Here is a 23343-nt window from a genome sequence, read left to right as displayed (position 1 = left end):
CCGCTTTCACCGGGGGGCGTGCTGGGATAGGGGCTGAGGATGGACGTATACCTGCCCATTGCGAACCTGTCCGTGAACGGGCTCTGGATCGTCGCGCTCGGCGGCGTGACGGGCCTGCTCTCCGGCTTGTTCGGGGTCGGCGGCGGTTTCCTGACCACGCCCTTGCTGATCTTCTACGGTGTCCCTCCCACGGTTGCCGCCGCCTCGGCTTCGACCCAGGTCACCGGTGCCAGCGTGTCGGGTGTGTTGGCCCATTCCAAACGCGCCGGGGTGGATTATCGCATGGGCGGCGTGATGGTCGTCGGCGGGATGATCGGCGCAGGCATTGGCTCGTTGCTGTTCCGCTGGCTGCGCGCGATGGGCCAGATCGACGTCGTTATCAGCGCGCTCTATGTCATCCTGCTGGGATCGATCGGAATGATGATGGCGCGCGAGGCATTCCAGGCGCTGCGCGGCAAGTCCTCCGGTGCAGTCGCGAAGCGGCGGCGGCACCATCCGCTGGTCGCCTCGCTGCCGATGCGCTGGCGCTTCTATCGGTCCGGGCTTTACATCTCGCCGCTGGCACCGCTCATCCTCGGCGTGCTGGTCGGGATACTAACCATGCTGATGGGTGTGGGCGGTGGCTTCATCCTCGTCCCCGCCATGCTTTATATTCTCGGGATGAGCGCGAATGTCGTGGTCGGCACCAGCCTGTTCAACATCCTCTTCGTCACCATCGCCACCACCATGATGCACTCGCTGACCACCGAGGCGGTCGATATCGTGCTGGTCGGATTGCTGCTGATCGGTTCGGTCACCGGGGCGCAGATGGGGACGCAGGTTGCTTCACGGGTGAAACCGGAAGTTCTGCGGCTGATACTGGCATCGATCGTGCTCGCGATCGCGTTGCGGATGTTCTTCGGCCTCCTTGTACAGCCCGATGAAATCTACACGATTGCGCCGCTGTGAGGGTGCTGCTGATCCTGCTGTTCGCAATGATGCTCTCGGGCCAGCGCGATCCGATCCTGGTGCCCGAAGTCTCGCAGCACGAAGTCCAGGTGCGGCAGGGATTTACCGGCACGGAATTGCTGCTGTTCGGGGCGATCATCGATCCCGCCGGGCGAGGGGGAGGCGGGCAGTACGACATCGTTGTCGTGCTCAAGGGGCCGCCGGAACCGATCCGGTTGCGGGAAAAGGCGCGCTTCGCGGGCGTCTGGATCAATGCTGAAAACACCGACTTTCGCTCGGTCCCCTCGTTCTTTGCGGTAGCCTCCTCGAGGCCGGTCGAGGAAATCGTCGATCAGAAGACCGCTGCCATCTACGAATTCGGGACCGACTATATCCAGCTTTCGCCGACGGGGATCATCGATCCGGCAGAGCAGGCGCGGTTCGCCGCCGGGCTGGTCGACCTCAAGACGCGGCAGAATCTCTATCAGGAGCTGGTGGGCGGCGTCGAACTGCGCGAGCAGGTGCTCTATCAGGCGCGGATTTCGCTGCCATCCAACGTCAGCACCGGTGTCTACACCGCCGAAACCTTTGCCGTTACCGATGGCCGCGTGATCGCCTCGGCGATGGCCGAAGTGGCGGTACGCAAGGTCGGGTTCGAGCGCTTCATCGAAAACTCCGCCAATGACTGGGGCCTTTATTATGGCCTCGCCGCGGTGCTGCTCTCGATCGGAATGGGATGGGCTGCAGGGCGCTTCTACGCGATGATCTAGCAGTTTTTTCCGCGGCTTGTGTGCCGGTACGCAATTCGCTCGTTACGACATTTTAACCGTCAGCGCTTAGGCCATTTTATACAACAGCCGAGCGAGCGGAAGCTTCATGACCGATATGACCCATCAGAATTTCCGCACTCCCGACCTTCCTGACGAAGGCGGAGCGGAACTGCCGCAGTGCAATGCGCTGCGCGACCGGATCCGTCGTGGAGGCGCCGCTCCTTCGGATGCCCGCCCAGCATTGCCACCCACCGCCTCGGCATCGGTGCCGCAGCGTCCAGCGCAGCACGACGCCCCACGTTCGGCGGCGCTTCGGCAGGCGGCACCGCCTCAGCCGATTGCGCGGGACCGGGTCCGCGCTCCCGAGCCGGAGCCGGCAAGTGCGGCGCCGCTGCGGCCGACGGCAGAGCAGCTCCGCGGGACCACCGCGCATGGCGAAGCGCCGCGACCGCGTTCGGTAGCCACTCAGCCCCGCCAGGCCGAGCACAGGGAAGTCGCTCATGCAGAGCGCCGTGGCGGCGGCGGCGGTGGCGGCGCCGGGGGTGGCGAAATCGACAATGCAGTGCTGCCGATCGGTCAGGTGCTCGAGATCGCAGGTTCGGGATCGCGCATCGCGATCGACCTCAAGCGGCTCAACGAATGCATGCAGGACGAGGACCCGGCGATCGCCATGGCGGGCCAGGTCGGCAGCCAGATCAAGATCCGCGTCGGGGACGGCTGGCTGCTCGCCAATGTCCGCAACCAGAAGCAGGACCGCAAGGTCAGCGGTTCGGTCGTCGCCAATATCGATTTTCTCGGTGAGGGCGCCGAAGAACGCCTCACCGGCAAGCTCCACAGCTTCAAGCGCGGGGTCACCCGCTACCCCGTCCCCGGCGCCAAGATCTATCCGGCCACGACCCAGGATCTCAGGCAGGTCTACGCCGGCGACGGTCGTAGTTCGGTGACGATCGGCAAGGTCTATCCGACCAAGGATATCCGTGCCGGGCTCTATATCGACGCGATGCTGGGCAAGCATTTCGCGCTGCTGGGATCGACCGGCACCGGCAAGTCGACCAGCGCCGCATTGATCCTCCACCGGATCTGCGAAGCGGCGCCTGAAGGTCATATCGTCATGATCGATCCGCATGGCGAATATTCGGCGGCCTTCCGGCATACCGGTGTTATTCTCGACGTCTCGAACCTGCAGATGCCCTATTGGCTGATGAATTTCGAGGAGCATTGCGAAGTGCTGCTCACCAGTGCGGGCAACGAGCGGCAGGTCGACGCCGATATCCTTGCCCGCTGCCTGCTCCATGCGCGCGGCAAAAGCCGATTGGCCGAACAGATGGGCAAGATCACGGTGGATTCGCCGATCCCCTATCTGCTGTCCGACCTCTCGACCGCCTTGCAGGATGCGATGGGCCGGCTCGACAAGGCGACCAATTCGGCCCCCTACATGCGGATCAAGAACAAGCTGGACGAGATCAAATCGGATCCGCGCTACCAGTTCATGTTCTCCGGCATGCTGGTGGCCGACACGATGGCGGACTTCATCTGCAAGATTTTCCGCATGCCCGGTGGCGGCAAGCCGATCTCGATCATCGATGTCTCGGGCGTACCGTCCGACATCACCGCCACCGTGGTCGCGGTGCTCAGCCGGCTGGTATTCGACTTCGCGATCTGGGGGCGCGAGGAGAAGACCCGACCGGTGCTGCTGGTTTGCGAGGAAGCGCATCGCTACGTCCCCAACGAGAAGAACGCCGACGGTTCGAGCGTGGGCCGGGTGCTCAGCCGGATCGCGAAGGAGGGCCGCAAATACGGTATCAGCCTGGGCCTGATCACCCAGCGCCCCTCCGACCTTGCCGAAGGCGTGCTGTCGCAATGCGGCACGATCATTTCGATGCGGCTCAACAACGAACGCGACCAGGCCTTCGTCAAGGCCGCCATGCCCGAGGGCGCGCGCGGCTTTCTCGATGCGATCCCGGCACTGCGCAATCGCGAATGCATCATCTGCGGCGAAGGCGTCGCGATCCCGATCCGGGTGCGTTTCGACAATCTCGAGGAATCCAAGCGCCCGGCCTCCGACGATCCCAGCTTCGTCGAATTGTGGAGCAGCAGCGGCGGCGAGGAAGAGGCGGTCGAGCGGGTGGTCCAGCGCTGGCGCTCGCAAGGCTGAGCTCCGGGGCCTAGGTCCCGCGGGTATCGCCGAACAGATGGATATGCAGCCGGTCGCTCATCCGGAAGCCATGATCGAGGCATAGCGGCACCAGCCAGCGTTCGCGCGTCCGCAGGGTCGCGCTGTCGGTGCCTTCGGGCATCAGGAAAACGCGGGCGGGCGGAATTGCATGGGTGCGGACCAGCGCTGTGGCCTCGGCCACGTCCTCAGGGCTCGCCACCACGAATTTGAACCAGGCACGCGGATCGCCGGCATAGGCGTGGAGCCGCTCGGCGATCAGCGCGAGCTCGGGCGGATTGCCGCTGTGCGAAAGCTTGGGGCTGACGTTGTACTGGTCGATCCGGATATCGAGCCGCGGCGGCGCCTTGGTGGTGCCATTGGTCTCGATCTCTACTGCCATGTCGGGCAGCAGTTCGAGCAGTTCGGCCAGCGCTGCGGGCTGAAGCAGGGGCTCGCCGCCGGTGATTACCAGCCGCTTCTGGCCGAGCCCGGCGATAAGCTCGGCCACCTCGCCGACCGGCAGCTTTACCTGATTGGGCTCGCGCTCGAAGGTCGTATCGGAGCGGTGCGGGCGCTCGTCGCCGGTGAAATGCCAGGTGTACGCGGTGTCGCACCAGACGCAGGCGAGATTGCAGCGCGACAGTCGCAGGAACGCGACCGGCATGCCGACAGACGGCCCTTCGCCCTGCACCGAAGAGAAAATCTCTGGTCCTCCCGTATCATCCGTGGCGAGCGTAAGTTTCACACAGCTTTCCAAAAATTACTCTCAACGGTGACACTGGGTTACACGCATGTCACCCTGATCTTCATAACAACCCTTTGTCTAAGATATATATTTTCCTAACAGGGTGACACATCTTACTGTTTCACGACCAGTCCAACCCTCGGCCCCGCCAATCAGACCGCCCGCAAACACAATGTCCGCAATCACATGGCCCGCGAGCCTCACAGCCATGTCATGGCAGACAAAACCGCTGTAGGAAAACTGTCCGCCAACCGGCTTAGCCCAGCCGCGCCAGCGCCGCCTCGAGCCGTTCGACCTCGGCGCTGTGATGCGCCAGATCGGCGCGCGCTTTCTCGACCGCTTCGGGCTTGGCGCGTTCGACGAAGCTGGCGTTGCCCAGCCGCCCCTTGAGCGATCCCGCTTCCTTGCGGCTGACCACCAGCGCCTTCTCGAGCCGTGCCTTTTCGGCGGCGATATCGATCACGCCTTTCAATTCGATTGTGGCTGCAAAGCCCTCCTTTTCAATAAGAATTGCACCCTTCTGGGCACGACGGGTTTGAAGTCGGTTATTCGTATCTGGTTCAAGTCGATCAGAAATTAGGAATAGTTCGACCCGAGCTAGGCGTTTGAAAGCAGTTTGATTATCATAGAGCCATTGATCGCGTTTTTGATCGGTATGAAAAATGGTCATCGCAGGCTTGGATCCGGATGGCACGCCAACTTCATTTTTCGCGGAGCGAATTTCTCTGACCGTTTCGATCAACCAGTCGATCTCTTCTTTCGAGTCAGTATCGACCACTACCGCTGGATTGGGCCACTCCGCTGTTATAAGTGGATAATTGGCGCGTTCGCCTTGTTTTGACCAAAGTTCTTCGGTGATGAATGGCATAAACGGATGAAGTAATACGAATATTTGGTCCAAGACCCATCCCGCTACGGCCCTGGTTTCGTTCGCTTGCCTGTGGCGCTCTTGGCGCGCAGCAGGTTCGACAATTTCGTCGGCTTCTAGCGCGAAAACGCCCTTGATCAGTTCCAGATACCAGTCGCAAAAGCGGTCCCAGACGAAATGGTAGATCGTGTTCGCCGCCGCGTCGAAGCGCAGCTCGGCGAGCGCGCGGTCGAGCGCGGTTTGCGTCTCCACCACCTCGCCGATGATCCATTTGTTGACCGCCAGCGTGGCCTCAGGCGCGGCGATCTGCGTGCTCGCGCCGATGCCGTTTGACTGGCAGAACCGCGTCGCATTCCACAGCTTGGTTGCGAAATTGCGATAGCCCTCGACCCGGCGGTCATCCATCTTGATGTCGCGGCCCTGGCTTTCCATCGCCGCCATGAAGAAGCGCAGGGCGTCGGCGCCATAGCGGTCGATCAGCCCCAGCGGATCGACCACATTGCCCTTGGATTTGGACATCTTCTGACCATCGGCCGCGCGCACCAGACCGTGGAGATAGAGCTTGGGCCAAGGATTCTGGCCGGTCAGATGGCGCCCCATCATCATCATCCGCGCATCCCAGAAGAACAGGATGTCGAAGCCGGAGATCAGCAGGTTATTCGGGTAGTGTTTATCGACGAGATCGGTCTGTTCCGGCCAGCCGAGCGTGGCGAAGGGCCACAGCGCGCTGGAGAACCAGGTGTCGAGCACGTCCTCGTCGCGGGTCAGTTCGACGCCTTCGCCCGCCTGCTCGCGGGCCTCGGCCTCGGTCAGCGCGACATAGGCCTTTCCGGTCTCGTCGTACCAAGCCGGGATCCGGTGCCCCCACCACAGCTGGCGACTGACGCACCACGGCTGGATGTTCTCCATCCAGTTGAAGAAGGTCTTTTCCCAGCTTTTGGGTACGATCTCGACGTCGCCGCTCTTCACCGCCGCGATCGGTGCCTTGGCGAGTTCGCCGGCGTTCACATACCACTGGTCGGTCAGCATCGGTTCGATCACCACCCCGCCGCGATCGCCGTAGGGTTGCATGATGACCTTGTCTTCGACGCCGATCATCAGACCTTCGGCATCGATATCGGCGACCACCCGCTTGCGCGCCTCGTAGCGATCAAGACCGCGGTACTCCTCTGGCACGAGGTTCATGGCGTCGATGTCGGCCGCGCTCGCCGCCTGACCGCGAGCGAGGGCACGGGCCCGCTGCGATGTTTCGGCGTATGCCTCACCATCGCTGCGCATGGCGGCGACTTCGTCCATCAGGCGATACATCGGGATGCCATTGCGCTGCGCGACGCCATAGTCGTTCTCGTCGTGCGCGCCGGTGATCTTGACCGCGCCCGATCCGAAATCGGGATCGGGATATTCGTCGGTGATGATCGGGATCTGGCGGCGGTGCTCTTTGGGCCCCACCGGGATCTCGCACAATTTACCAACCAGCGAGGCGTAGCGCGCGTCGCTTGGATGCACCGCCACCGCGCCATCGCCGAGCATGGTTTCCGGGCGCGTGGTGGCGATGGAAATGTAGTCGCGCTCTTCCTCGAACACGATCGCGCCATCCTCGTCGCGCTCGACATAGGTGTAGGTCGCATTGTCGGCGAGCGGGTATTTGAAATGCCACATCTGGCCGTTCGTCTCGCGGTTCTCGACCTCGAGATCGGAGATCGCGGTCTTGAGCTTGGGGTCCCAATTGACCAGCCGCTTGTCGCGATAGATCAACCCGTCGCGGTGGAGGTCGACGAAGGTCTTGAGCACGCTTTTCGAGAAATGCTCGTCCATCGTGAACTGTTCGCGCGACCAGTCCATCGAGCAGCCAAGCCGGCGCAGCTGGCGGGTGATCGTGCCGCCGCTTTCTTCCTTCCATTCCCACACCTTGGCGATGAAATCCTCGCGCGAATGATTGGTGCGTTTGTCCTGCGCTGCCTCGAGCTGACGCTCGACCACCATCTGCGTGGCGATCCCGGCGTGGTCGGTGCCGACCACCCACAGCGCATCCTTGCCGCGCAGCCGCTGGTAGCGGATCATGATGTCCTGCAGGGTGTTGTCGAGCGCATGGCCGATATGCAGCGAGCCGGTCACGTTGGGCGGCGGATTGACGATGGTGTAGGGCTCGGCGCCGGGGCGGGCCGGGCGGAACAGCCCGTTGTCTTCCCAATGGGAATACCAGCGTGCCTCGATATCGGCGGGGTCGAAAGTCGTCGGAAGATCGGTGCTCATGGCTGGGCCTTTGCCAGCGGGTCTGCCCCCGCGCAACAACTGCCCGCAACAAGCGCTCGCGATAGCCCCCGCGCGCAGAGTGCGCCTTGTAGCGCGCGCGATTTACCCGCATAGGCTTTTGCCAATGGACAGCGAAGCCGGATTCACGATCTCCGAAGAAGGGGAAGGGCACGGCACACTGGCGCTTTCGGGCCCGTGGCTGGTGTCCTCGATCGGCGCGCTCGAGCGCGATCTGCACGACATCGAAGGCCCGTTGGCGCGGATCGATCTGAGCGACGTCAGCGAGATCGACACCGTCGGCGCATGGGTCGCCTGCGACCTTGCCGAACGGCTCGATGCCGAGGTGGTCGGCGCAAGCGACCGCGCAACGCGTCTGATGGAAGCGGTCTGCGATCTGGGAGGCGGGCTGAAGCTGGCCGCGCCGCGCGAAGCGGTGTGGAAACGCATCACCGCGAACACCGGCGAAAAAGTCTACAGCGCGCGCGCGGGCATCTATGGCGTGGTCGGTTTTCTCGGCGCGATCCTGTCGGCTTCGGGCACGCTGATTCGCCATCCCAGTCGCTTTCGCGGCAAGGCGCTGGTGCGCCAGATGGAACTGGTCGGCGTCGCCGCTCTGCCCATTGTCGGGTTGATGAGCTTCCTGATCGGCATCGTCATCGCCCAGCAGGGCGCGGTACAGCTGTCGCAATTCGGCGCCGAGACGCTGACGGTCAATCTGGTCGGCCGGATCACCTTGCGTGAACTGGGTGTGCTGATGACCGCGATCATGGTTGCGGGCCGCTCGGGCTCCGCCTTCGCCGCGCAGATCGGCACGATGAAGCTGACCGAGGAAGTCGATGCCATGCGCACGATCGGCATTGCGCCGATCGAGGCGCTGGTGATCCCGCGTATTCTCGCCGCCACGCTGATGATGCCGCTGCTGGGCTTCTACGCTTCGGTGATGGCGATTGTCGGCGGCGCGACGATCTCGAATTTCGCGCTCGGTATCCCGTTCCTCAACTTCCTCGAACGGATCCAGGATGTCGTCCCGATCTACGATCTGTGGGTCGGGCTGATCAAGGCCCCGGTGTTTGGGCTGATCGTCGGGCTGGCGGGCTGTTATCACGGCATGCAGGTCAAGGGCGATTCCGAACAGGTGGGCCTGCGCACCACGCTCGCGGTGGTCTCGGCGATCTTTGCGGTGATCGTGATCGACGCCTTTTTCGCGGTGTTCTTCACCAAGCTGGGGTGGGCCTGATGGCCGAGGAAACCGACAGCCGTCCCGGTCGCCACGAGCGCTATCGCGGCGAGCACCCCGTGGTGGTCAAGGGGCTGGTCAATCGCTTTGGCGATCATGTCGTCCACGAGAACCTCGATCTCGAGGTGCGGCGCGGCGAGATTCTCGGTGTGGTCGGCGGTTCGGGTTCGGGGAAATCGGTGCTGATGCGCTCGATCATCGGCTTGCAGCCTCCGAGCGAGGGCAAGGTCGAGGTGTTCGGTCGTTCGCTCACCGATGCGCAGCCCGACGAGGTGATGGGCGTTCGCGACCGCTGGGGCGTGTTGTTCCAGGGCGGCGCGCTCTTCTCGACGCTGACCGTGGGCGAGAACGTCGAGGTGCCGCTCAAGCAGTTCTATCCCGAGCTGTCGGACAAATTGCGCAAGGATATCGCCAGCTTCAAGGTGCTGCTTTCGGGTCTGCCCGAGGAAGCGGTCAACCAGTACCCATCCGAACTGTCGGGCGGGATGCGCAAGCGCGCCGGTCTGGCGCGGGCGCTGGCGCTCGATCCCGAGCTGCTGTTCCTCGACGAGCCGACCGCCGGTCTCGACCCGATCGGCGCCGCGGCCTTCGACCGGCTGACGCTGGAGTTGAAGGAAACGCTGGGGCTGACCGTGTTCCTGATCACCCACGATCTCGACACGCTGCACGCGATCTGCGACCGGGTGGCGGTGCTCGCCGACAAGAAGGTGGTCGCGGTCGACACCGTGCCAAATCTGATGGCGCTCGATCACGAGTGGATCCAGGAATATTTCAACGGCCCGCGCGGACGCGCGGCGCTCAGCGCGCAGGCGCTCGAGGAATTGCGCAAGCATATGGACAAGCCCATCGACGCGCAGACCCTCAAAGCGTTGGACAATGCGCCGGATAGGAAGGCATAGGCGAGGCAATGGAAACGCGGGCCAATCATGTATGGGTAGGGGCGGTGACGCTGCTGCTGCTCGCTGCGCTGGCGCTGGCTATCGTGTGGATCGCGCGGCTGGGGCAGGGCGACCAGGACGAATACGACATCTTCTTCAAGACCTCGGTCGCGGGTCTCGCCACCGGGTCGCAGGTATCCTTCGCCGGTGTCCCCGTGGGTCAGGTCAGCGAGATCGTGTTGTGGGACAAGGATCCCGAATTCGTCCGGGTGCGGATCAAGGTCAAGAACGAGGTGCCGATCCTCGTCGGCACCACCGCGACCATCCAGTCCAGCTTCACCGGTGTCTCGACCATCATGCTCGACGGCGCGCGCAGCGGCCAGCCGGCGATCACTTGCGAGACCACCGCCTGCACCGAAGGTGTGCCCATCATTCCTCCCAAGGCGGGCGGGTTCGGCGAGATCCTTGCCAACGCACCGCTGCTGCTGGAGCGGCTGGCGACGCTTACCGAACGTTTGACCGGGCTGCTCTCGGACGACAATCAGGGCGAGATTGCGGGCATTCTCGCCAATACCAATACAATGACCGCGGACCTCGCCAGTGCGACCCCGCAGATCGAACGCACCATGCTCGAGCTGCAGGTGACCTTGCGCGAATCGAGCGAGGCGCTCGACCAGTTCGAGAAGGTTACCGCCACCACCGACCGCCTGCTCAACCAGGAAGGCCTGGCGATCTCGGAGCAATTGCGCGATACGCTCAACTCCGCCAGCGGCGCAGCCGCCGCGCTTGAGCAGACGCTCGAGGAAGCGCGCCCGGTCACCCGCCAGCTGACCGAAAGCACGCTGCCCGCCGCCGAAGCGACGCTGCGCGACCTGCGCGCCACCAGCAAGTCGCTGCGCGATATCACCGAGACCATCGAACAAGACGGCGCCGGCGCGCTGGTGGGTGGGCCGCCCCTGCCCGATTACGAACCATGAGACATGCCATGACCCGTGCCAAGATTTTCGCCTGCCTGGCCCCTGCGCTCGTGCTTACTGGCTGCATCAGCTTCGGTGCCGACGCACCGCCGAGCCTGCTGACGCTGACGGCAACCGCGACGGCACCTGCCGGTGCGGGCGCAAGCGGCAATGCGAACTCCGCGCTGGTGCTGAGCGAATTCGAAGCGCCCGCGCGGCTCGACGTCACCCGCGTGCCCGTGCAGGTAACGGACAGCGAGATCGCCTATCTCGTGGATGCAGTGTGGGTCGAGAAGCCCGCCCGGCTGTTCCGCCGCCTGCTGGCCGAGACGATCCGCACCCGCAGCGATCGCGTCGTTATCGATGGTGACGATCCCGGCGTGCTGGCGGATGCCCGACTGAGCGGCGTGTTGCGCGAATTCGGCTACGATGTCGCGACCGGTTCGGTGGTCGTCAGCTTCGACGCGGTCCGCAGAGGCGAGGGCACTTCGGTGACCACGCGGCGCTTCGAAGCGGTGGTGCCCGGAGTTCCCGCCGAGGCAGGCCCCGTGGGCGTCGCGCTCAATCAGGCGGCCAATGATGTCGCCGGTCAGGTCGCGGCGTGGATCGGCTGAGCTAGTCGATCGCGGCGGCGCGGGCAAAGTCCAGCGCTGCGAGGAATTGCCCGGTGCGCAGAACGCGCCGCTCCTGCGCTTCTTCGTCGGCACCCCAGTTCTCGATCTGCCAGTCCTCTTCGAGGTTGGCGGCATCCCACAACGCCTGCGCATCGGCCTCGGCGTCGAGCACCGACAGGCCGACGCAGAGCGAAGCAGCGAGCGAGGTCAGCGTCTCGAGCGCGGCCAGTTCGAAGGGCGTGAATCTGCCGAGACGTTCGCGCAAAGCGGCCAGAGTTTCGGGCCGTTGCGGACGGTGGATCACACCGCTGACCCGTTCCAGCACCACCTGTTCGCGCGCCTCGAACCCGGCGACCAGCGGTTCCCATTGCTGCTGCTGGCGGCGCCAGAACGGCTCGTCGGGATCGGCGCGATAACACAGCGTATCGGTCTCGACATAGGCGAGCAGATTGTCGCGCACGGGATCGGGATCGCGCGCCACCATATCGATCGCATAATCCGCCAGATCGCGATGAACGAAGCGCTTGGGATCGAGTGTCTCGCCCTGGTCGCGCCATTCGGCGGCGAGCAGTTCGGCAATCGCGGGGGTCGGCAAGAGCTGGGGCTGTCCGCCTTGCGTCTTGATCGCACGACCATCGAGCCGGACGGTCCAGCCGTCGGTCTCGCCGGTGATGGAAACCTCGGAATAAAAGCGCTTCATTCGTCGCGACTTTTCCAGCGCTTGGCGAGCGCGCGCGGCCCGAAGAAGAACCCCAGCGCGCCGCCGACCAGCAGCACACCACCGAGCAGCGCGGGCCCCTCGATCCGGTTCTCCTGGATCAGCAGGCCGAACATCACCAGAAAGATGCAGCCCAGCCGCACGAGCTGGAGCGCCATATAGGGCCCCATTGCGGGATCGCGGCCAGGACCGGGGTCACCGCCGGGCCCGGAGACGGGCCCGAAGACGGGATCGGGGCCGGAAACGGGGTCGCGTTCAGCCATGCGCCGGGTCCCCGAGCAGCGCTTCGAGCGCCAGCATGTCGCTTGCCACTCCGATTGCGCCGGTCGCAATCAGTTCGTCGGGCGCATGATAGCCCCAGTCGACCCCGATTGCGCGCACCCCGGCTGCGCTGGCCATTTCCATATCGAAACTGGTGTCGCCGATCATCACCGCCGCGCCCGCCTCGACACCCGCCTCGAACAGCGCGGCTTCGAGCATCGCGGGATGCGGTTTGGAAGGATGGCGATCGGCGGTCTGGAGCGTGACGAAAAGTTCGGAAATTTCATGTCCGGCGAGGCAGGAGGTAAGGCCGCGGTCGCTCTTGCCGGTCGCAACGCCAAGCAGCCAGCCGGCCGCGTGGAGCCGGTGGAGCAATTCGCGCATTCCCTCGAACAGCGGCTCGCTCAGCCGCCCTTCGGTGCGCGCGTTGAAGAAGGCGCTCTTGTAGCCACTGACGATCTCGGTGCGCTGGGTTTCGCTCGCCCGGGGGGCGAGCTGGACCAGCGCCTGCGGCAGGCTCAGCCCGACCACGCGGCGCACCTGCGCGCGCGGCGGGCAGGGCAGGTCTGCCCCGGCAAAGGCGGCTTCCATCGCTTCGCAGATCGACGCCTGGCCATCGACCAGCGTTCCGTCGCAATCGAACACCGCCAGCCGCGTCATCCGTCGTTTCTCGGCTTCTTCGGGCTGGGCCTTCTTGCACGGGTCGGCTTGGCGGCTCCGGGTCTGGGACCCTTGCCGGCGGGTTTGCCGGGGCCTTTACCAGCACCCTTGGCCGAACCCTTTGCGGGCCCCTTGGCATCCACCGCTGCGCCGCGACCGCGCCGCTCGCCGCGGCGGTCCTTGCGGATCGACTTGGCGTGCTGGCGCGCGGCCTGCTTCTTTTCTTCGCGCGATTTGGGCGGCGGCTCGTCACGCAGCGGCTCGGCGTTGGTCAGCGTGAGGTCGAACCCCATCTGCTCCATCGTCGCGGCAAAATGCTCGGGCAGTTCGGCCACTGCGTCGATCTTGCCGCCGCCCGGCGAACCGATCACCAGCCGCCGCGCATGGAGATGCATCTTGCGGCTGATGCTGCCGGTGAGGAAGGCGTCCTGCCCGCCGTATTTGCCATCGCCGACGATCGGATTGCCCATCGCTGCGCAATGGACGCGCAGCTGGTGGGTGCGCCCGGTCAGCGGTTCGAGTTCGAGCCACGAGGCGCGGCGCCCGGCGTTCTCGACCACGCGATAGCGGGTCTTGGCGATCTGGCCGTTTTCCTCGTCGACATGCATCTTCTCGCCGCCGGTGCCCGGCTGCTTGGCGAGCGGTGCCTCGATCGTGCCCTCGCGGACATCGGGAACCCCGACCACCAGCGCCCAATAGACTTTCCGCGCGCTGCGCCCGGAAAAACGACGCGAGAAATGCGCCGCGCTGCCCGGGGTGCGCGCGATCAGCAGCACGCCGCTGGTGTCCTTGTCGAGCCGGTGCACCAGCCGCGGGCGCGGCTCGTCGCCTTCGACGAAAGCATCGAGCAGCCCGTCGACATGGCGGGTGGTCTTGGTGCCGCCCTGCGTGGCGAGGCCCGGCGGCTTGTTGAGCACGATCGCCGCCTCGTTCTCGAAAATGACCATGCCCTCGGCCTGCTCGCGATCCGCGTCGCTCAGCTCGGGTTTCTCCCGCAGCTTGCGGGTGTCGCTTTCGCCACCGGGTGGCACGCGCAATTGCTGGCCGGTCTCGAGCCTGTCGTCGGGCTTGGCGCGCTTGCCGTCGACCCGGATCTGCCCGGTGCGCGCCCAGCGGCTGACCGTGTTGAAGCCGATCTGCGGCAGGTGCCGCTTGAACCAGCGGTCGAGGCGGATGCCGTTGTCGTCGGGACCGACGGTGAACTGCCGGACCTCGGACTGCGGGCCATCTGACTGGGGGCCATCGGACTGGGCGCCATCGGACTGGGGTACATCGGATTGGGGGGTATCGGCGGAGCTCATGCGAACAACCTCGTTACGGTCAGGCCGAAGAACAGGCCGGAGACCCCCAGCGCAATGGAAAGGAATGCGTAGAGCGCGGCGATGGTGAACTGGCCGCGCTCGATCAGGACCACCAGTTCGAGGCTGAAGGCGCTGAAGGTGGTGAAGCCGCCGAGCAGGCCAACTCCCACCAGCAGCCGCAGCTGGTCGCCGCCTTGCCCGGATCGCGCCAGCCAGCCGAACAGCAGCCCGATCAGCAGGCTGCCCAGCGCATTCACCGCCAGCGTCGCCCAAGGAAAGACCGACATGGCGGGCGCGCCGAGCCAGCCGGTCATCGCGCGGCCCGCCTGATAGCGGAGCGCGGCACCGAAGGCGCCGCCGAGGGCGACGTTGACGGTAGCGGCGAAAGGGGAGAGGGTGGACATGGCTGCTGCCTTAGCCGCGCATGCGGCAAGTGAAAAGCCGCAGCGGGCCGATGTCGCAGCCCGGCAGCAGCCGGGTGCAGGCACGCTTGCATTCCCACGGGGCCGGGTTTATGAGGCCAGCGTTATTGCCGGTCCGGAACGGATTCGGCTCAGTCGTCGTTGATTCGACGATACGGTCTTCCCGACCTGGTTTTCAAGGAGGCATACCCCGCCGCGGCGGGCTCTGGCCCGCTTAGCAAGGTGTTTGAATTTATGCAGATCATGGTTCGCGATAACAATGTCGATCAAGCCTTGCGCGCGCTCAAGAAGAAGCTGCAGCGCGAAGGCGTCTATCGCGAAATGAAGCTGCGCCGCCATTACGAGAAGCCCAGCGAGAAGCGCGCCCGTGAAAAGGCTGCTGCCGTGCGCCGTGCGCGCAAGATGGATCGCAAGCGGATGGAACGCGACGGCTGATTTTGCTCCGACGCGCCCAGTGCTCGATTTGAGGCGCCGGACTTGAAGCATTTGCCAAGCTAAGCCATGAGGGCGCGGATCGCTATCCGCGCCCTTTCGCATTCCCGGCGCACTCCTGCCGCATTCCTGTTTTCCTCTCGCTTTTCCGGGACACACCATGACCGAAGTCACCCGCGTACCCTTGCAGCCCATCGCCAAGGGTTCGCTCACCAAGCTGTGGATCGGCATCGTCGTGGCGGTTCTGGCTGCCGCTGCACTGGCCTGGTACGCCGCGCCCAGGGGGGTCGATGTCGACACGGTGACCGCGGGCAGCGGCCCGAACCCGGGCGCGACCGACGTGGTGTTCGTGCGCTACACCGGCACGCTGGAAGACGGTTCGGTGTTCGACCAGTCGCAGGACATTCCGCTCCCGATCGAGGGCATTTTTCCCGAGGGCAATCCGCTCCCGCTCGATCGCATGGTCCCCGGCTTCACCGAGGGCGCGCAGCAGATGCAGAAGGGCGGCACCTACCGCATCACCATCCCCGCCAGCCAGGGTTACGGCGCCGAAGGGCGCACCGATCCGCAGGGCAATGTGGTGATCCCGCCCAACGAGACGCTGACCTTCGAGGTCGAACTGGTCGATTTCATGACCATGCCCGATTTCGAGCGCCGCCTCGCCACGCTGCAGCAGGCGATGCAGATGGGCGCGCCCGGCGACATGGGGGGCGATCCGTCCGCTCCCGAGGGCCAGGCGGTTCCGCAGGACGGCATCCAGCCCGCACCGGCGCCGCTGCAGTAATCTTGCGCTCGATCCTCGCTTGAAGCGCCGGGCCCGCGCGGCTAACGCGGCGCTCATGTCCGTCGATAAAGCAACAGTCACCAAGATCGCCTCGCTCGCGCGTATCCGCATGAGCGATGGCGAACTCGAACGCATGGCCCCCGAGCTGAGCCAGATCCTCGACTGGGTCGAGCAGCTTGGCGAGGTAGATACCGCCGGGGTCGAGCCGATGACCGCGGTGATCCCCAACAGCCTGCGGCTGCGCGCCGATGTCGTCGATGCCGATCCGCTCACCGGCGGCGGGCGGCGCGAGGACATCCTCGCCAACGCCCCCGCGGCCGAACATGGCTTTTTCGGCGTGCCCAAGGTGATCGAATGACCGACCTTACCCAGCTTGGCATCAAGCCGCTCCGCGATGGCGTTGCTGCGGGCGAATTCACCGCGCGCGAAGTGGCCGAGGCGTTCAACGCCGCGGTCGCCGATGCGAGCGCGCTCAATGCCTTCATCGTCACCACCCCGGATCATGCGCTGGATGCGGCGAGCAAGGTCGATGCCGACCGCGCCGCAGGCAAAGCACTCGGGCCGATGGCCGGCGTGCCGATCGGGATGAAGGATCTGTTCTGCACCCAAGGCGTGCAGACCACCGCCGCCAGCCACATCCTCGAAGGCTTCGTGCCGCGCTACGAGAGCACCGTTTCGCAGAAGCTGTGGGATGCGGGTGCGGGCATGCTCGGCAAGCTCAATCTCGACCAGTTCGCGATGGGCTCGTCCAACGAGACCAGCCATTTCGGCAATGTCTCCTCGCCCTGGCGCCGCACTGGCACCAATGCGCCGATGAGCCCGGGCGGCTCCTCGGGCGGTTCGTCCGCCGCGGTCGCCGCGCGGATCGCGCCCGCCGCCACCGGGACCGACACCGGCGGTTCGATCCGCCAGCCCGCCGCCTTCACCGGCATCTGCGGGATCAAGCCGACCTATGGCCGCTGCTCGCGCTGGGGCGTGGTCGCCTTTGCCAGCAGCCTCGACCAGGCCGGGCCGATGGCGCGCAGCGTGGAAGATTGCGCCATCATGCTCGGCGCGATGGCGGGGTTCGATCCCAAGGATGCCACCAGCCTCAAGATGGATGTGCCCGACTGGGCCGCCGGGCTGGATGGCAATTTGGCGGGCAAGACGATCGGCATCCCGCGCGAATACCGGATGGAAGGCACCGATGCGGCGATTCTCGACAGCTGGGAGCGCGGCAAGCAATGGCTCCGCGATGCCGGCGCGACCATCGTCGACATCTCGCTGCCGCACACCAAATACGCGCTGCCGGCCTATTACATCATCGCGCCCGCCGAAGCCTCGTCCAATCTCGCGCGCTACGATGGCGTGCGTTACGGCCTGCGCGATCTGCCCGATGGGGCCGGCCTGCAGGACATGTATGCCGAGACCCGCGAGGCGGGCTTCGGCGACGAGGTCAAGCGCCGGATCCTGATCGGCACCTATGTGCTGAGCGCGGGCTTCTACGATGCCTATTACACGCAAGCGCAGAAGGTCCGGGCGCTGGTGGCGCGCGATTTCGAGCAGGCTTTCGCGCAGTGCGACCTGATCCTCGCGCCAACCACCCCCACCGCCAGCTTCCCGCTGGGCGAGAACAGCGAAGACCCGCTGGCGATGTATCTCAACGATGTCTTCGCGGTCCCCGCCAGCCTCGCCGGCTTGCCCGCGATGAGCGTGCCCGCGATGCAGAACGAAGGCGGCCTGCCGCTTGGGCTGCAGCTGGTCGGCAGGCCTTTCGACGAGCAGGGCGTGCTCAACGCGGGTCTGGCGATCGAGCAGCGCGCAGGGTTCAGCGCTCAGCCGGACAAATGGTGGTGTTGAGTTTCGGTCCCCTCGAATGGATTGCTTCGATCGCGGTCGCGATCACGCTGTTCGTCGTCCCGGTATGGGTCGCGAGCCGCGCCAAGACAGGCGAAGCGCGCTTCGACAAAGATGGAAAGTTGATCGAAGATGAGTAGCTACCGCATCCACGGCGCCACCGGCGATTGGGAGGTCGTGATCGGCCTCGAGGTCCATGCGCAGATCACCTCCAACGCCAAGCTGTTTTCGGGCGCCAGCACCGCCTTCGGGGCCGAGCCCAACACGCAGGTCAGCCTCGTCGATGCGGCGATGCCCGGGATGCTGCCGGTGCTCAACGCCGAATGCGTCCGCCAGGCGGTGCGCACCGGGATGGCAATCGAAGCGCAGATCAACAAATACAGCCGGTTCGACCGCAAGAACTACTTCTACGCCGATCTGCCGCAAGGGTACCAGATCAGCCAGCTCTACCATCCGATCGTCGGCGAAGGCTCGCTGACCATCGATGCCGACGACAAGGCCGGCATCCCGGAAGACAAGATCATCGGGATCGAGCGCATCCATATCGAGCAGGATGCGGGCAAGCTGATGCACGATCAGCATCCCACCATGTCCTATGTCGATCTCAACCGCGTCGGCGTGGCGCTGATGGAGATCGTCAGCCGCCCCGACATGACCTCGCCTGCCGAGGCCGGCGCCTATGTCCGCAAGCTGCGCGCGATCCTGCGCTATGTCGGCTCATGCGACGGCAATATGGAAGAAGGCTCGATGCGCGCCGACGTCAACGTCAGCGTGCGTAAGGTCGGCGATCCCGAGCTGGGCACCAGGACCGAAACCAAAAACGTCAATTCTGTACGCTTCGTGATGCAGACGATCGAGTTCGAGGCGCAGCGCCAGGTCGATCTCATCGAGGATGGCGGCACGGTGGTGCAGGAAACGCGGCTGTTCGATCCGGGTACCGGCACCACGCGGACGATGCGCAGCAAGGAAGATGCGCACGACTATCGCTATTTCCCCGATCCCGATCTGCTGCCGCTGGAACTGGGGGAGGATTTCCTCGCCGAATGCCGCGCCAGCCTGCCCGAACTGCCCGACGCCAAGCGCGCGCGTTACGAAAGCGAACTGGGCCTGACGCCCTACAACGCCCGCGAACTGACCGCCGAGGTCGAGACCTTCGCGCGCTACGAAACGCTGCTGGCCGAGACCGCGCGCCGCGCCGGCAAGAGCGAGGCGGAGGTCGCCACCCAGGTCGCCAATTGGGCGCTGTCGGTGGCGCCGGGCGTATTCAAGTCGCTGGGCGATGACGCCGATCCCGCATATGCCACCGCGCAGGCGCAGGCCGCGATCCTCGAATTGCAGGCCGCGGGCGCAATCAGCGGCGGGCAGGCCAAGGAAATCTACGAGATCGTGCTCAAGACGGGGCGCGAACCGGGCGAGATCGCCGAAACCGAAGGCCTCAAGCAGCAGTCCGACACCGGCGCGATCGAGCTCGCGGTCGACGAGGTCATCGCCGCCAACCCCGACAAGGTCGAACAGTATCGCGGCGGCAAGGACAAGCTGTTCGGCTTCTTCGTCGGCCAGACGATGAAGGCGATGCAGGGCAAGGCCAATCCGGCGGTGGTCAATGATCTGCTCAAGGCCAAGCTGGGGTGAATTGGCGGCAGGCGGTTTCGGGAATTGCAATTCTCGCTTCCGCCTGCGCATCCGTTCCGCCGCCGAGCCCTGCGGTCACACTCGAAATCGCAGGGGCGCCGCTAAGCGCCGAGGAAACCGGGCAGGCGTTTTTCTACCGGTTGCCCGGATCCGACGATCCCGCCGGTATTGCGGCGCAGACATGGTCGATGCTGGGCCGCGAGGATCGCGCGGCGATGACTGGCGATGCCGAGTATCTGCCGCGAGCCTGCACTTCGATGCCGACGACGCCCCGGGACCGGGAGAGCGTGGTCGAGGCGATTGCGACGCGGGCGGCGACGAGCCGGATCGTGATTGTCAACGAAAGCCACAAGGTCACGCGTCACCGCGAAACCGTGCGCGAGCTGCTCGAGGCCCTGCGACCGTTTGGCTTCACCGTCTATGCCGCGGAGACTTTCTCGAACGCCGAGGATGGAGCGGACCCCGTCGCTAAACATTCCGATCTTGCCTGGCCGCATGTCCACGACGGTTACTACAGCCGCGAACCGGCCTTCGGGCGGGCCGTCCGTGAGGCCAAGCGCCTTGGATACCAAATGGTCGCCTACGAAGAAACTCCGTCGCAATCCGCACCGGATGGTGCCGACCGGGCAACATCGATTGCAGCCCGTGAGACCGCACAAGCCGCAAATCTCGCGGCAATTCTCGCTGGCATGGGGCCGGACGAGAAGCTGCTGGTCCATGTCGGCTATTCCCATGCCGCAGAAGTCCCTCTCGGCGAGAACGGCGATCTGTGGATGGCCGCCCGGCTGAAAGCGCTCACCGGGATCGATCCCCTGACCGTGTCCCAGACGCTTTGTTCGAGCGAGGGCGGGGAACCCTTTCTGGCCATCCTTCCTGCGGACCGGCCGGCGGGCATGGTCGATATCGTCCTCTCGCATCCGGTAACCCGGTTTCGGGACCAGCGGGCCGCCTGGCGCCGGGACGCAGGCGATATCGCAATTCGGGTTCCAGTCGAATTGCGCCGCGCAAACCAGCCTCTGATCATCGAAGCCTTCGTCGCGGGCGAGCCGTTCGACGCCGTGCCGATGGATCGCGTATATCTTGAACCCGGCGAAGATATCCCGCTGTTGCTTCCCCCCGGAAACTACCGGGTGCGTGCCGTCATCCCGACCTCCCGATGAAGAGGCCGCGCGGGGCGGGGCGGGCTTCGCGCGACGGGCCCTCGGATACGCTCACAAGAGCTTGAACGCGCCTTCCAAGCGTCCTAGCGCAAGCGCGAGGCGCGCCTGGAGTGTGCCGGAGAAAGGATACTTCTACCATGTTGAAATCCGTTTTGACCGCCACGCTGCTGACCGGGGTCTCCGCCGCTGCGCTCTCGTTTGCGCCGCCGCTCGCGGCGAAGGAAGGCATGTTTACCCCGGACCAGCTGCCATTGATCGCGGAGGATCTGCGTGCGACCGGGCTCGAGATCGATCCCGAGGCGCTGTCGGATCTCACCGGCTTCCCGATGGGCGCAATCGTCTCTCTGGGCGGCTGTTCGGCCAGCTTCGTTTCGCCCGAAGGGCTGGTCGTCACCAACCACCACTGCGCGCGCGGGTCGGTGCAGTACAATTCCACCGCCGAGAACAATTATCTGGTCGATGGCTTTCTCGCCGGGGCCAAGGGCGACGAACTTCCCGCCGCGCCCGGCTCGCGGATCTATGTGACCGTGGCCGAGGAAGACGTCACCGCGCGGATGCGCGAAGGCACCCAGAGCCTCGAGCCCGCGGCGCGCTACGACCTGGTCGAGCAGCGCAACAAGGACATCGTCGCCGAGTGCGAGCAGGACGCGGGCTATCGCTGCCTGGTCGCCAGCTTCTTTGGCGGTGCGCAATACAAGCTGATCAAGCGGCTCGAAGTGCGCGACGTGCGGCTGGTCTATGCCCCCGCGGATTCGGTCGGCAAATACGGCGGCGATATCGATAACTGGCAGTGGCCGCGCCACACCGGCGATTTCGCCTTCTACCGCGCCTATGTCGCGCCCGACGGATCGGCGGCGGATTATGCCGAGGAGAACGTCCCCTACCAGCCCGAGCATCACCTCAAGGTCAGCGCCAGCGGGCTCGAGGAAGGCGATTTCGTGATGGCGGCGGGCTATCCCGGTTCGACCTCGCGCTACACCATGCTTGCCGAGGTCGAGAACACCTTCGACTGGCAGTACCCGACCTTCGTGACGCTGCTCAACGAGTGGATCGACACGATCGAGGAAGCCGCGCCTGCGGATTCGGACGCGCGGGTCAAATACGAATCGCGGCTCGCAGGGCTCAACAATTACGAGAAGAACCTGCGCGGCCAGATCGAGGGCGCGCGCCGCGTCGGGCTGGTCGAGCGGCGGCGGATGCGCGAAGCTGCGCTGGCCGAATGGATTGCCGCCGATGACAGCCGCACGCCCTTTGGTGCGGCGATCGCCCAATTGTCGGAACTCGCCGATGAGAGCGCGACTGCGGCGCGGACCAATTTCTGGTACAATTACGCGACCAGCTCGCAGATGCTCTCGGCGGCCGAGCGGATCTATCGTCTGTCGCAGGAACGGCTGAAGCCCGATGCCGAGCGTGAGCCGGGCTATCAGGAACGCGACATGACCTTCTTCCGCCAGGGTCTGCAGGCGCTCGACCGGCGCTACGATGCCGAGGTCGACAAGGCCGAGTGGCTGCTGTTCCTCGACCGCTACACCGCGCAACCCGCACAGGCGCGGGTCGAGGTGCTCGATCGCCAGCTTGGCCTTGGCAATGGGGTCGATATGGCCGCGCTGGAGCGCCGGATCGATGGCTATTACGCCGCCACCAAGCTCGACGAGGCTGAGTATCGCGCCAGCCTGCTCGACGCGACGCCCGAGCAGCTCGAAGCGAGCGAGGATCCCTTCATTGAGCTCGCGGTTGCGCTCTACGATTACGAACGCACGCTCGAGGCCCAGTCCGAGGCGCGAACGGGCCGCAGCCTCGCGCTTCGGCCCGCCTATATGGAGGCGATCACCGGCTGGCAGGCTTCGCAGGGCAAGCTCGCCTATCCCGATGCCAACAGCACGCTGCGGGTGACCTATGGCACCGTGCTCGGCGGTTCGCCGCGCGACGGCATGGCCTACCTGCCGTTCACCACGCTCGAAGGCCTGCTGGCCAAGGACACCGGCGAGGATCCCTTCAACGCTCCCGCCAGCCAGCTTGAGGCGATCCGCGACAAGGATTACGGCCCCTATGCGCTCGACAGCATCGGTTCGGTGCCGGTGAATTTCCTCTCCGACCTCGATTCCACCGGGGGCAACTCCGGATCGGCCACGCTCAATGCGCGCGCCGAGCTGGTCGGGTTATTGTTCGACGGCACTTTCGAGAGCGTCAATTCGGACTGGGATTTCGACCCGCGCACCACAAGGACGATCCATGTCGACACCCGCTACATGCTGTGGGTGATGGACAAGGTCGACGGCGCACAGGCGCTGATCGCCGAGATGGACGTGGTCGACTGACCGCGATCGGCTTGGGCACATGAAAAAGGGGCGCCGGAGTGATCCTCCGGCGCCCCTTTTGTTTGGTCAGACTGGCGGGGCGATCAGCCCTGGCGTTCGCCGGTCAGCGCCATGTCGCCGAACGCGCCGGCGTTGACCTTGCCGGTCAGCTGATCGCCGGTAACATCGGCGGTGCAATCGAGCGTCATCGGCATCGGGACGGTCATGTCCATCTTCCACTTCAGCGTGTCGCCGTCGATGGTGCCATCCTTGACGTCCATCGCACCCATGCCGCCGGCCATCGAGCCGGTGAAGGTCTTGCCATCATCGCCCGGGACCACGGTGAAGGTGCCCTTCTGGTCGCCCATCGGGCTCTTGACTACGGTGTCGTACGTACCGGCTACGGACATGTATGCTCTCCTGTCTGGCGGCGCGCG

23 protein-coding genes are annotated in these 23343 nt (G+C 65.0%); 15 read left to right on the top strand and 8 right to left on the bottom strand.

Translation table 11 applies throughout. The features are described 5' to 3' along the window. Window positions 1–39: 39 nt before the first annotated feature. The 3 genes from A9995_RS08480 (at window position 40) to A9995_RS08470 (ending at window position 3852) form a co-directional block, all read left to right on the top strand. Window positions 40–948 carry a sulfite exporter TauE/SafE family protein gene (locus tag A9995_RS08480; protein WP_067611460.1) on the top strand — a complete coding sequence of 303 codons (909 nt, stop codon included), beginning with the start codon at window positions 40–42 and terminating at the stop codon, window positions 946–948. Window positions 949–974: 26 nt separating this feature from the next. Beyond that, window positions 975–1697, top strand: coding sequence for a TIGR02186 family protein (locus tag A9995_RS08475; RefSeq protein WP_067611820.1), 723 nt, complete (start codon window positions 975–977; stop codon window positions 1695–1697). Window positions 1698–1803: 106 nt separating this feature from the next. Beyond that, window positions 1804–3852, top strand: a complete 2049-nt coding sequence (locus A9995_RS08470) for an ATP-binding protein (RefSeq protein ID WP_067611457.1) — start codon at window positions 1804–1806, stop codon at window positions 3850–3852. A 10-nt stretch (window positions 3853–3862) separates the two neighbouring features. On the opposite strand, the gene A9995_RS08465 is transcribed toward A9995_RS08470, so the two are convergent. Then, the gene (locus A9995_RS08465) at window positions 3863–4597 is read right to left on the bottom strand and encodes a 7-carboxy-7-deazaguanine synthase QueE (RefSeq protein ID WP_067611454.1); all 735 of its coding nucleotides are present in this window, start codon (window positions 4595–4597) and stop codon (window positions 3863–3865) included. A 256-nt stretch (window positions 4598–4853) separates the two neighbouring features. After that, window positions 4854–7718 (bottom strand): valine--tRNA ligase, encoded by a 2865-nt coding sequence (locus A9995_RS08460; RefSeq protein WP_067611451.1) that lies wholly within the window; start codon window positions 7716–7718, stop codon window positions 4854–4856. Window positions 7719–7842: 124 nt separating this feature from the next. On the opposite strand from A9995_RS08460, the gene A9995_RS08455 reads away from it, so the two are divergent. The 4 genes from A9995_RS08455 to A9995_RS08440 are packed head-to-tail and all read left to right on the top strand — an operon-like array spanning window position 7843 to window position 11403. Continuing rightward, a complete protein-coding gene (locus tag A9995_RS08455) occupies window positions 7843–8955 on the top strand; it encodes an ABC transporter permease (protein ID WP_067611448.1) in 1113 nt (370 codons plus the stop codon). Continuing rightward, window positions 8955–9854 (top strand): ABC transporter ATP-binding protein, encoded by a 900-nt coding sequence (locus A9995_RS08450; protein ID WP_067611445.1) that lies wholly within the window; start codon window positions 8955–8957, stop codon window positions 9852–9854. Before A9995_RS08455 ends, A9995_RS08450 begins: the two co-directional genes overlap by 1 nt. A gap of 8 nt (window positions 9855–9862) precedes the next feature. Beyond that, window positions 9863–10810: an MlaD family protein gene (locus A9995_RS08445; RefSeq protein ID WP_067611443.1), complete on the top strand. Its 948-nt coding sequence runs from the start codon at window positions 9863–9865 to the stop codon at window positions 10808–10810. Window positions 10811–10818: 8 nt separating this feature from the next. Next, window positions 10819–11403: an ABC-type transport auxiliary lipoprotein family protein gene (locus tag A9995_RS08440; protein WP_168157363.1), complete on the top strand. Its 585-nt coding sequence runs from the start codon at window positions 10819–10821 to the stop codon at window positions 11401–11403. A gap of 1 nt (window position 11404) precedes the next feature. On the opposite strand, the gene A9995_RS08435 is transcribed toward A9995_RS08440, so the two are convergent. Genes A9995_RS08435 through crcB form a run of 5 tightly spaced genes read right to left on the bottom strand, consistent with a single transcriptional unit; the run spans window position 11405 to window position 14747 of the window. Then, window positions 11405–12103: an ATP12 family chaperone protein gene (locus tag A9995_RS08435; protein ID WP_067611433.1), complete on the bottom strand. Its 699-nt coding sequence runs from the start codon at window positions 12101–12103 to the stop codon at window positions 11405–11407. Then, entirely contained in the window at window positions 12100–12384 is a 285-nt protein-coding gene (locus A9995_RS08430; protein WP_067611429.1) for a hypothetical protein, read from the bottom strand. The genes A9995_RS08435 and A9995_RS08430 overlap by 4 nt, the downstream gene beginning before the upstream one ends. Then, window positions 12377–13042: an HAD-IA family hydrolase gene (locus tag A9995_RS08425; RefSeq protein ID WP_067611427.1), complete on the bottom strand. Its 666-nt coding sequence runs from the start codon at window positions 13040–13042 to the stop codon at window positions 12377–12379. Before A9995_RS08425 ends, A9995_RS08430 begins: the two co-directional genes overlap by 8 nt. After that, complete coding sequence (locus A9995_RS08420) at window positions 13039–14343, bottom strand: RluA family pseudouridine synthase (RefSeq protein WP_082992584.1); 1305 nt, start codon at window positions 14341–14343, stop codon at window positions 13039–13041. The genes A9995_RS08425 and A9995_RS08420 overlap by 4 nt, the downstream gene beginning before the upstream one ends. Beyond that, window positions 14340–14747 (bottom strand): fluoride efflux transporter CrcB, encoded by a 408-nt coding sequence (crcB, locus tag A9995_RS08415; protein WP_067611424.1) that lies wholly within the window; start codon window positions 14745–14747, stop codon window positions 14340–14342. The genes A9995_RS08420 and crcB overlap by 4 nt, the downstream gene beginning before the upstream one ends. 252 nt (window positions 14748–14999) lie before the next feature. Between crcB and rpsU the strand changes: the two genes are divergently transcribed. The 8 genes from rpsU to A9995_RS08380 all read left to right on the top strand — a co-directional run bounded on the left by rpsU (window position 15000) and on the right by A9995_RS08380 (window position 22927). Further along, window positions 15000–15200 carry a 30S ribosomal protein S21 gene (gene rpsU, locus A9995_RS08410; RefSeq protein WP_067611817.1) on the top strand — a complete coding sequence of 67 codons (201 nt, stop codon included), beginning with the start codon at window positions 15000–15002 and terminating at the stop codon, window positions 15198–15200. A 157-nt stretch (window positions 15201–15357) separates the two neighbouring features. Further along, complete coding sequence (locus A9995_RS08405; protein ID WP_067611421.1) at window positions 15358–15981, top strand: FKBP-type peptidyl-prolyl cis-trans isomerase; 624 nt, start codon at window positions 15358–15360, stop codon at window positions 15979–15981. A gap of 55 nt (window positions 15982–16036) precedes the next feature. Further along, window positions 16037–16339, top strand: coding sequence for an Asp-tRNA(Asn)/Glu-tRNA(Gln) amidotransferase subunit GatC (gene gatC / locus A9995_RS08400; RefSeq protein ID WP_067611418.1), 303 nt, complete (start codon window positions 16037–16039; stop codon window positions 16337–16339). Next, complete coding sequence (gene gatA / locus A9995_RS08395; protein ID WP_067611415.1) at window positions 16336–17820, top strand: Asp-tRNA(Asn)/Glu-tRNA(Gln) amidotransferase subunit GatA; 1485 nt, start codon at window positions 16336–16338, stop codon at window positions 17818–17820. The genes gatC and gatA overlap by 4 nt, the downstream gene beginning before the upstream one ends. Next, a complete protein-coding gene (locus A9995_RS17045; RefSeq protein WP_168157362.1) occupies window positions 17817–17957 on the top strand; it encodes a hypothetical protein in 141 nt (46 codons plus the stop codon). Before gatA ends, A9995_RS17045 begins: the two co-directional genes overlap by 4 nt. Next, window positions 17950–19449 (top strand): Asp-tRNA(Asn)/Glu-tRNA(Gln) amidotransferase subunit GatB, encoded by a 1500-nt coding sequence (gene gatB, locus A9995_RS08390; protein ID WP_067611412.1) that lies wholly within the window; start codon window positions 17950–17952, stop codon window positions 19447–19449. The genes A9995_RS17045 and gatB overlap by 8 nt, the downstream gene beginning before the upstream one ends. Next, entirely contained in the window at window positions 19446–20609 is a 1164-nt protein-coding gene (locus A9995_RS08385) for a hypothetical protein (protein WP_067611401.1), read from the top strand. Before gatB ends, A9995_RS08385 begins: the two co-directional genes overlap by 4 nt. Window positions 20610–20746: 137 nt before the next feature. Further along, the gene (locus tag A9995_RS08380; RefSeq protein ID WP_067611400.1) at window positions 20747–22927 is read left to right on the top strand and encodes a S46 family peptidase; all 2181 of its coding nucleotides are present in this window, start codon (window positions 20747–20749) and stop codon (window positions 22925–22927) included. Between the two features lie 83 nt (window positions 22928–23010). On the opposite strand, the gene A9995_RS08375 is transcribed toward A9995_RS08380, so the two are convergent. Then, the gene (locus A9995_RS08375) at window positions 23011–23316 is read right to left on the bottom strand and encodes a hypothetical protein (RefSeq protein WP_067611399.1); all 306 of its coding nucleotides are present in this window, start codon (window positions 23314–23316) and stop codon (window positions 23011–23013) included. Window positions 23317–23343 lie beyond the last annotated feature (27 nt).

The organism is Erythrobacter sp. QSSC1-22B (assembly GCF_001678665.1).
Lineage (GTDB): Bacteria > Pseudomonadota > Alphaproteobacteria > Sphingomonadales > Sphingomonadaceae > Qipengyuania.
This window is presented reverse-complemented; position numbering and strand designations above follow the sequence as displayed.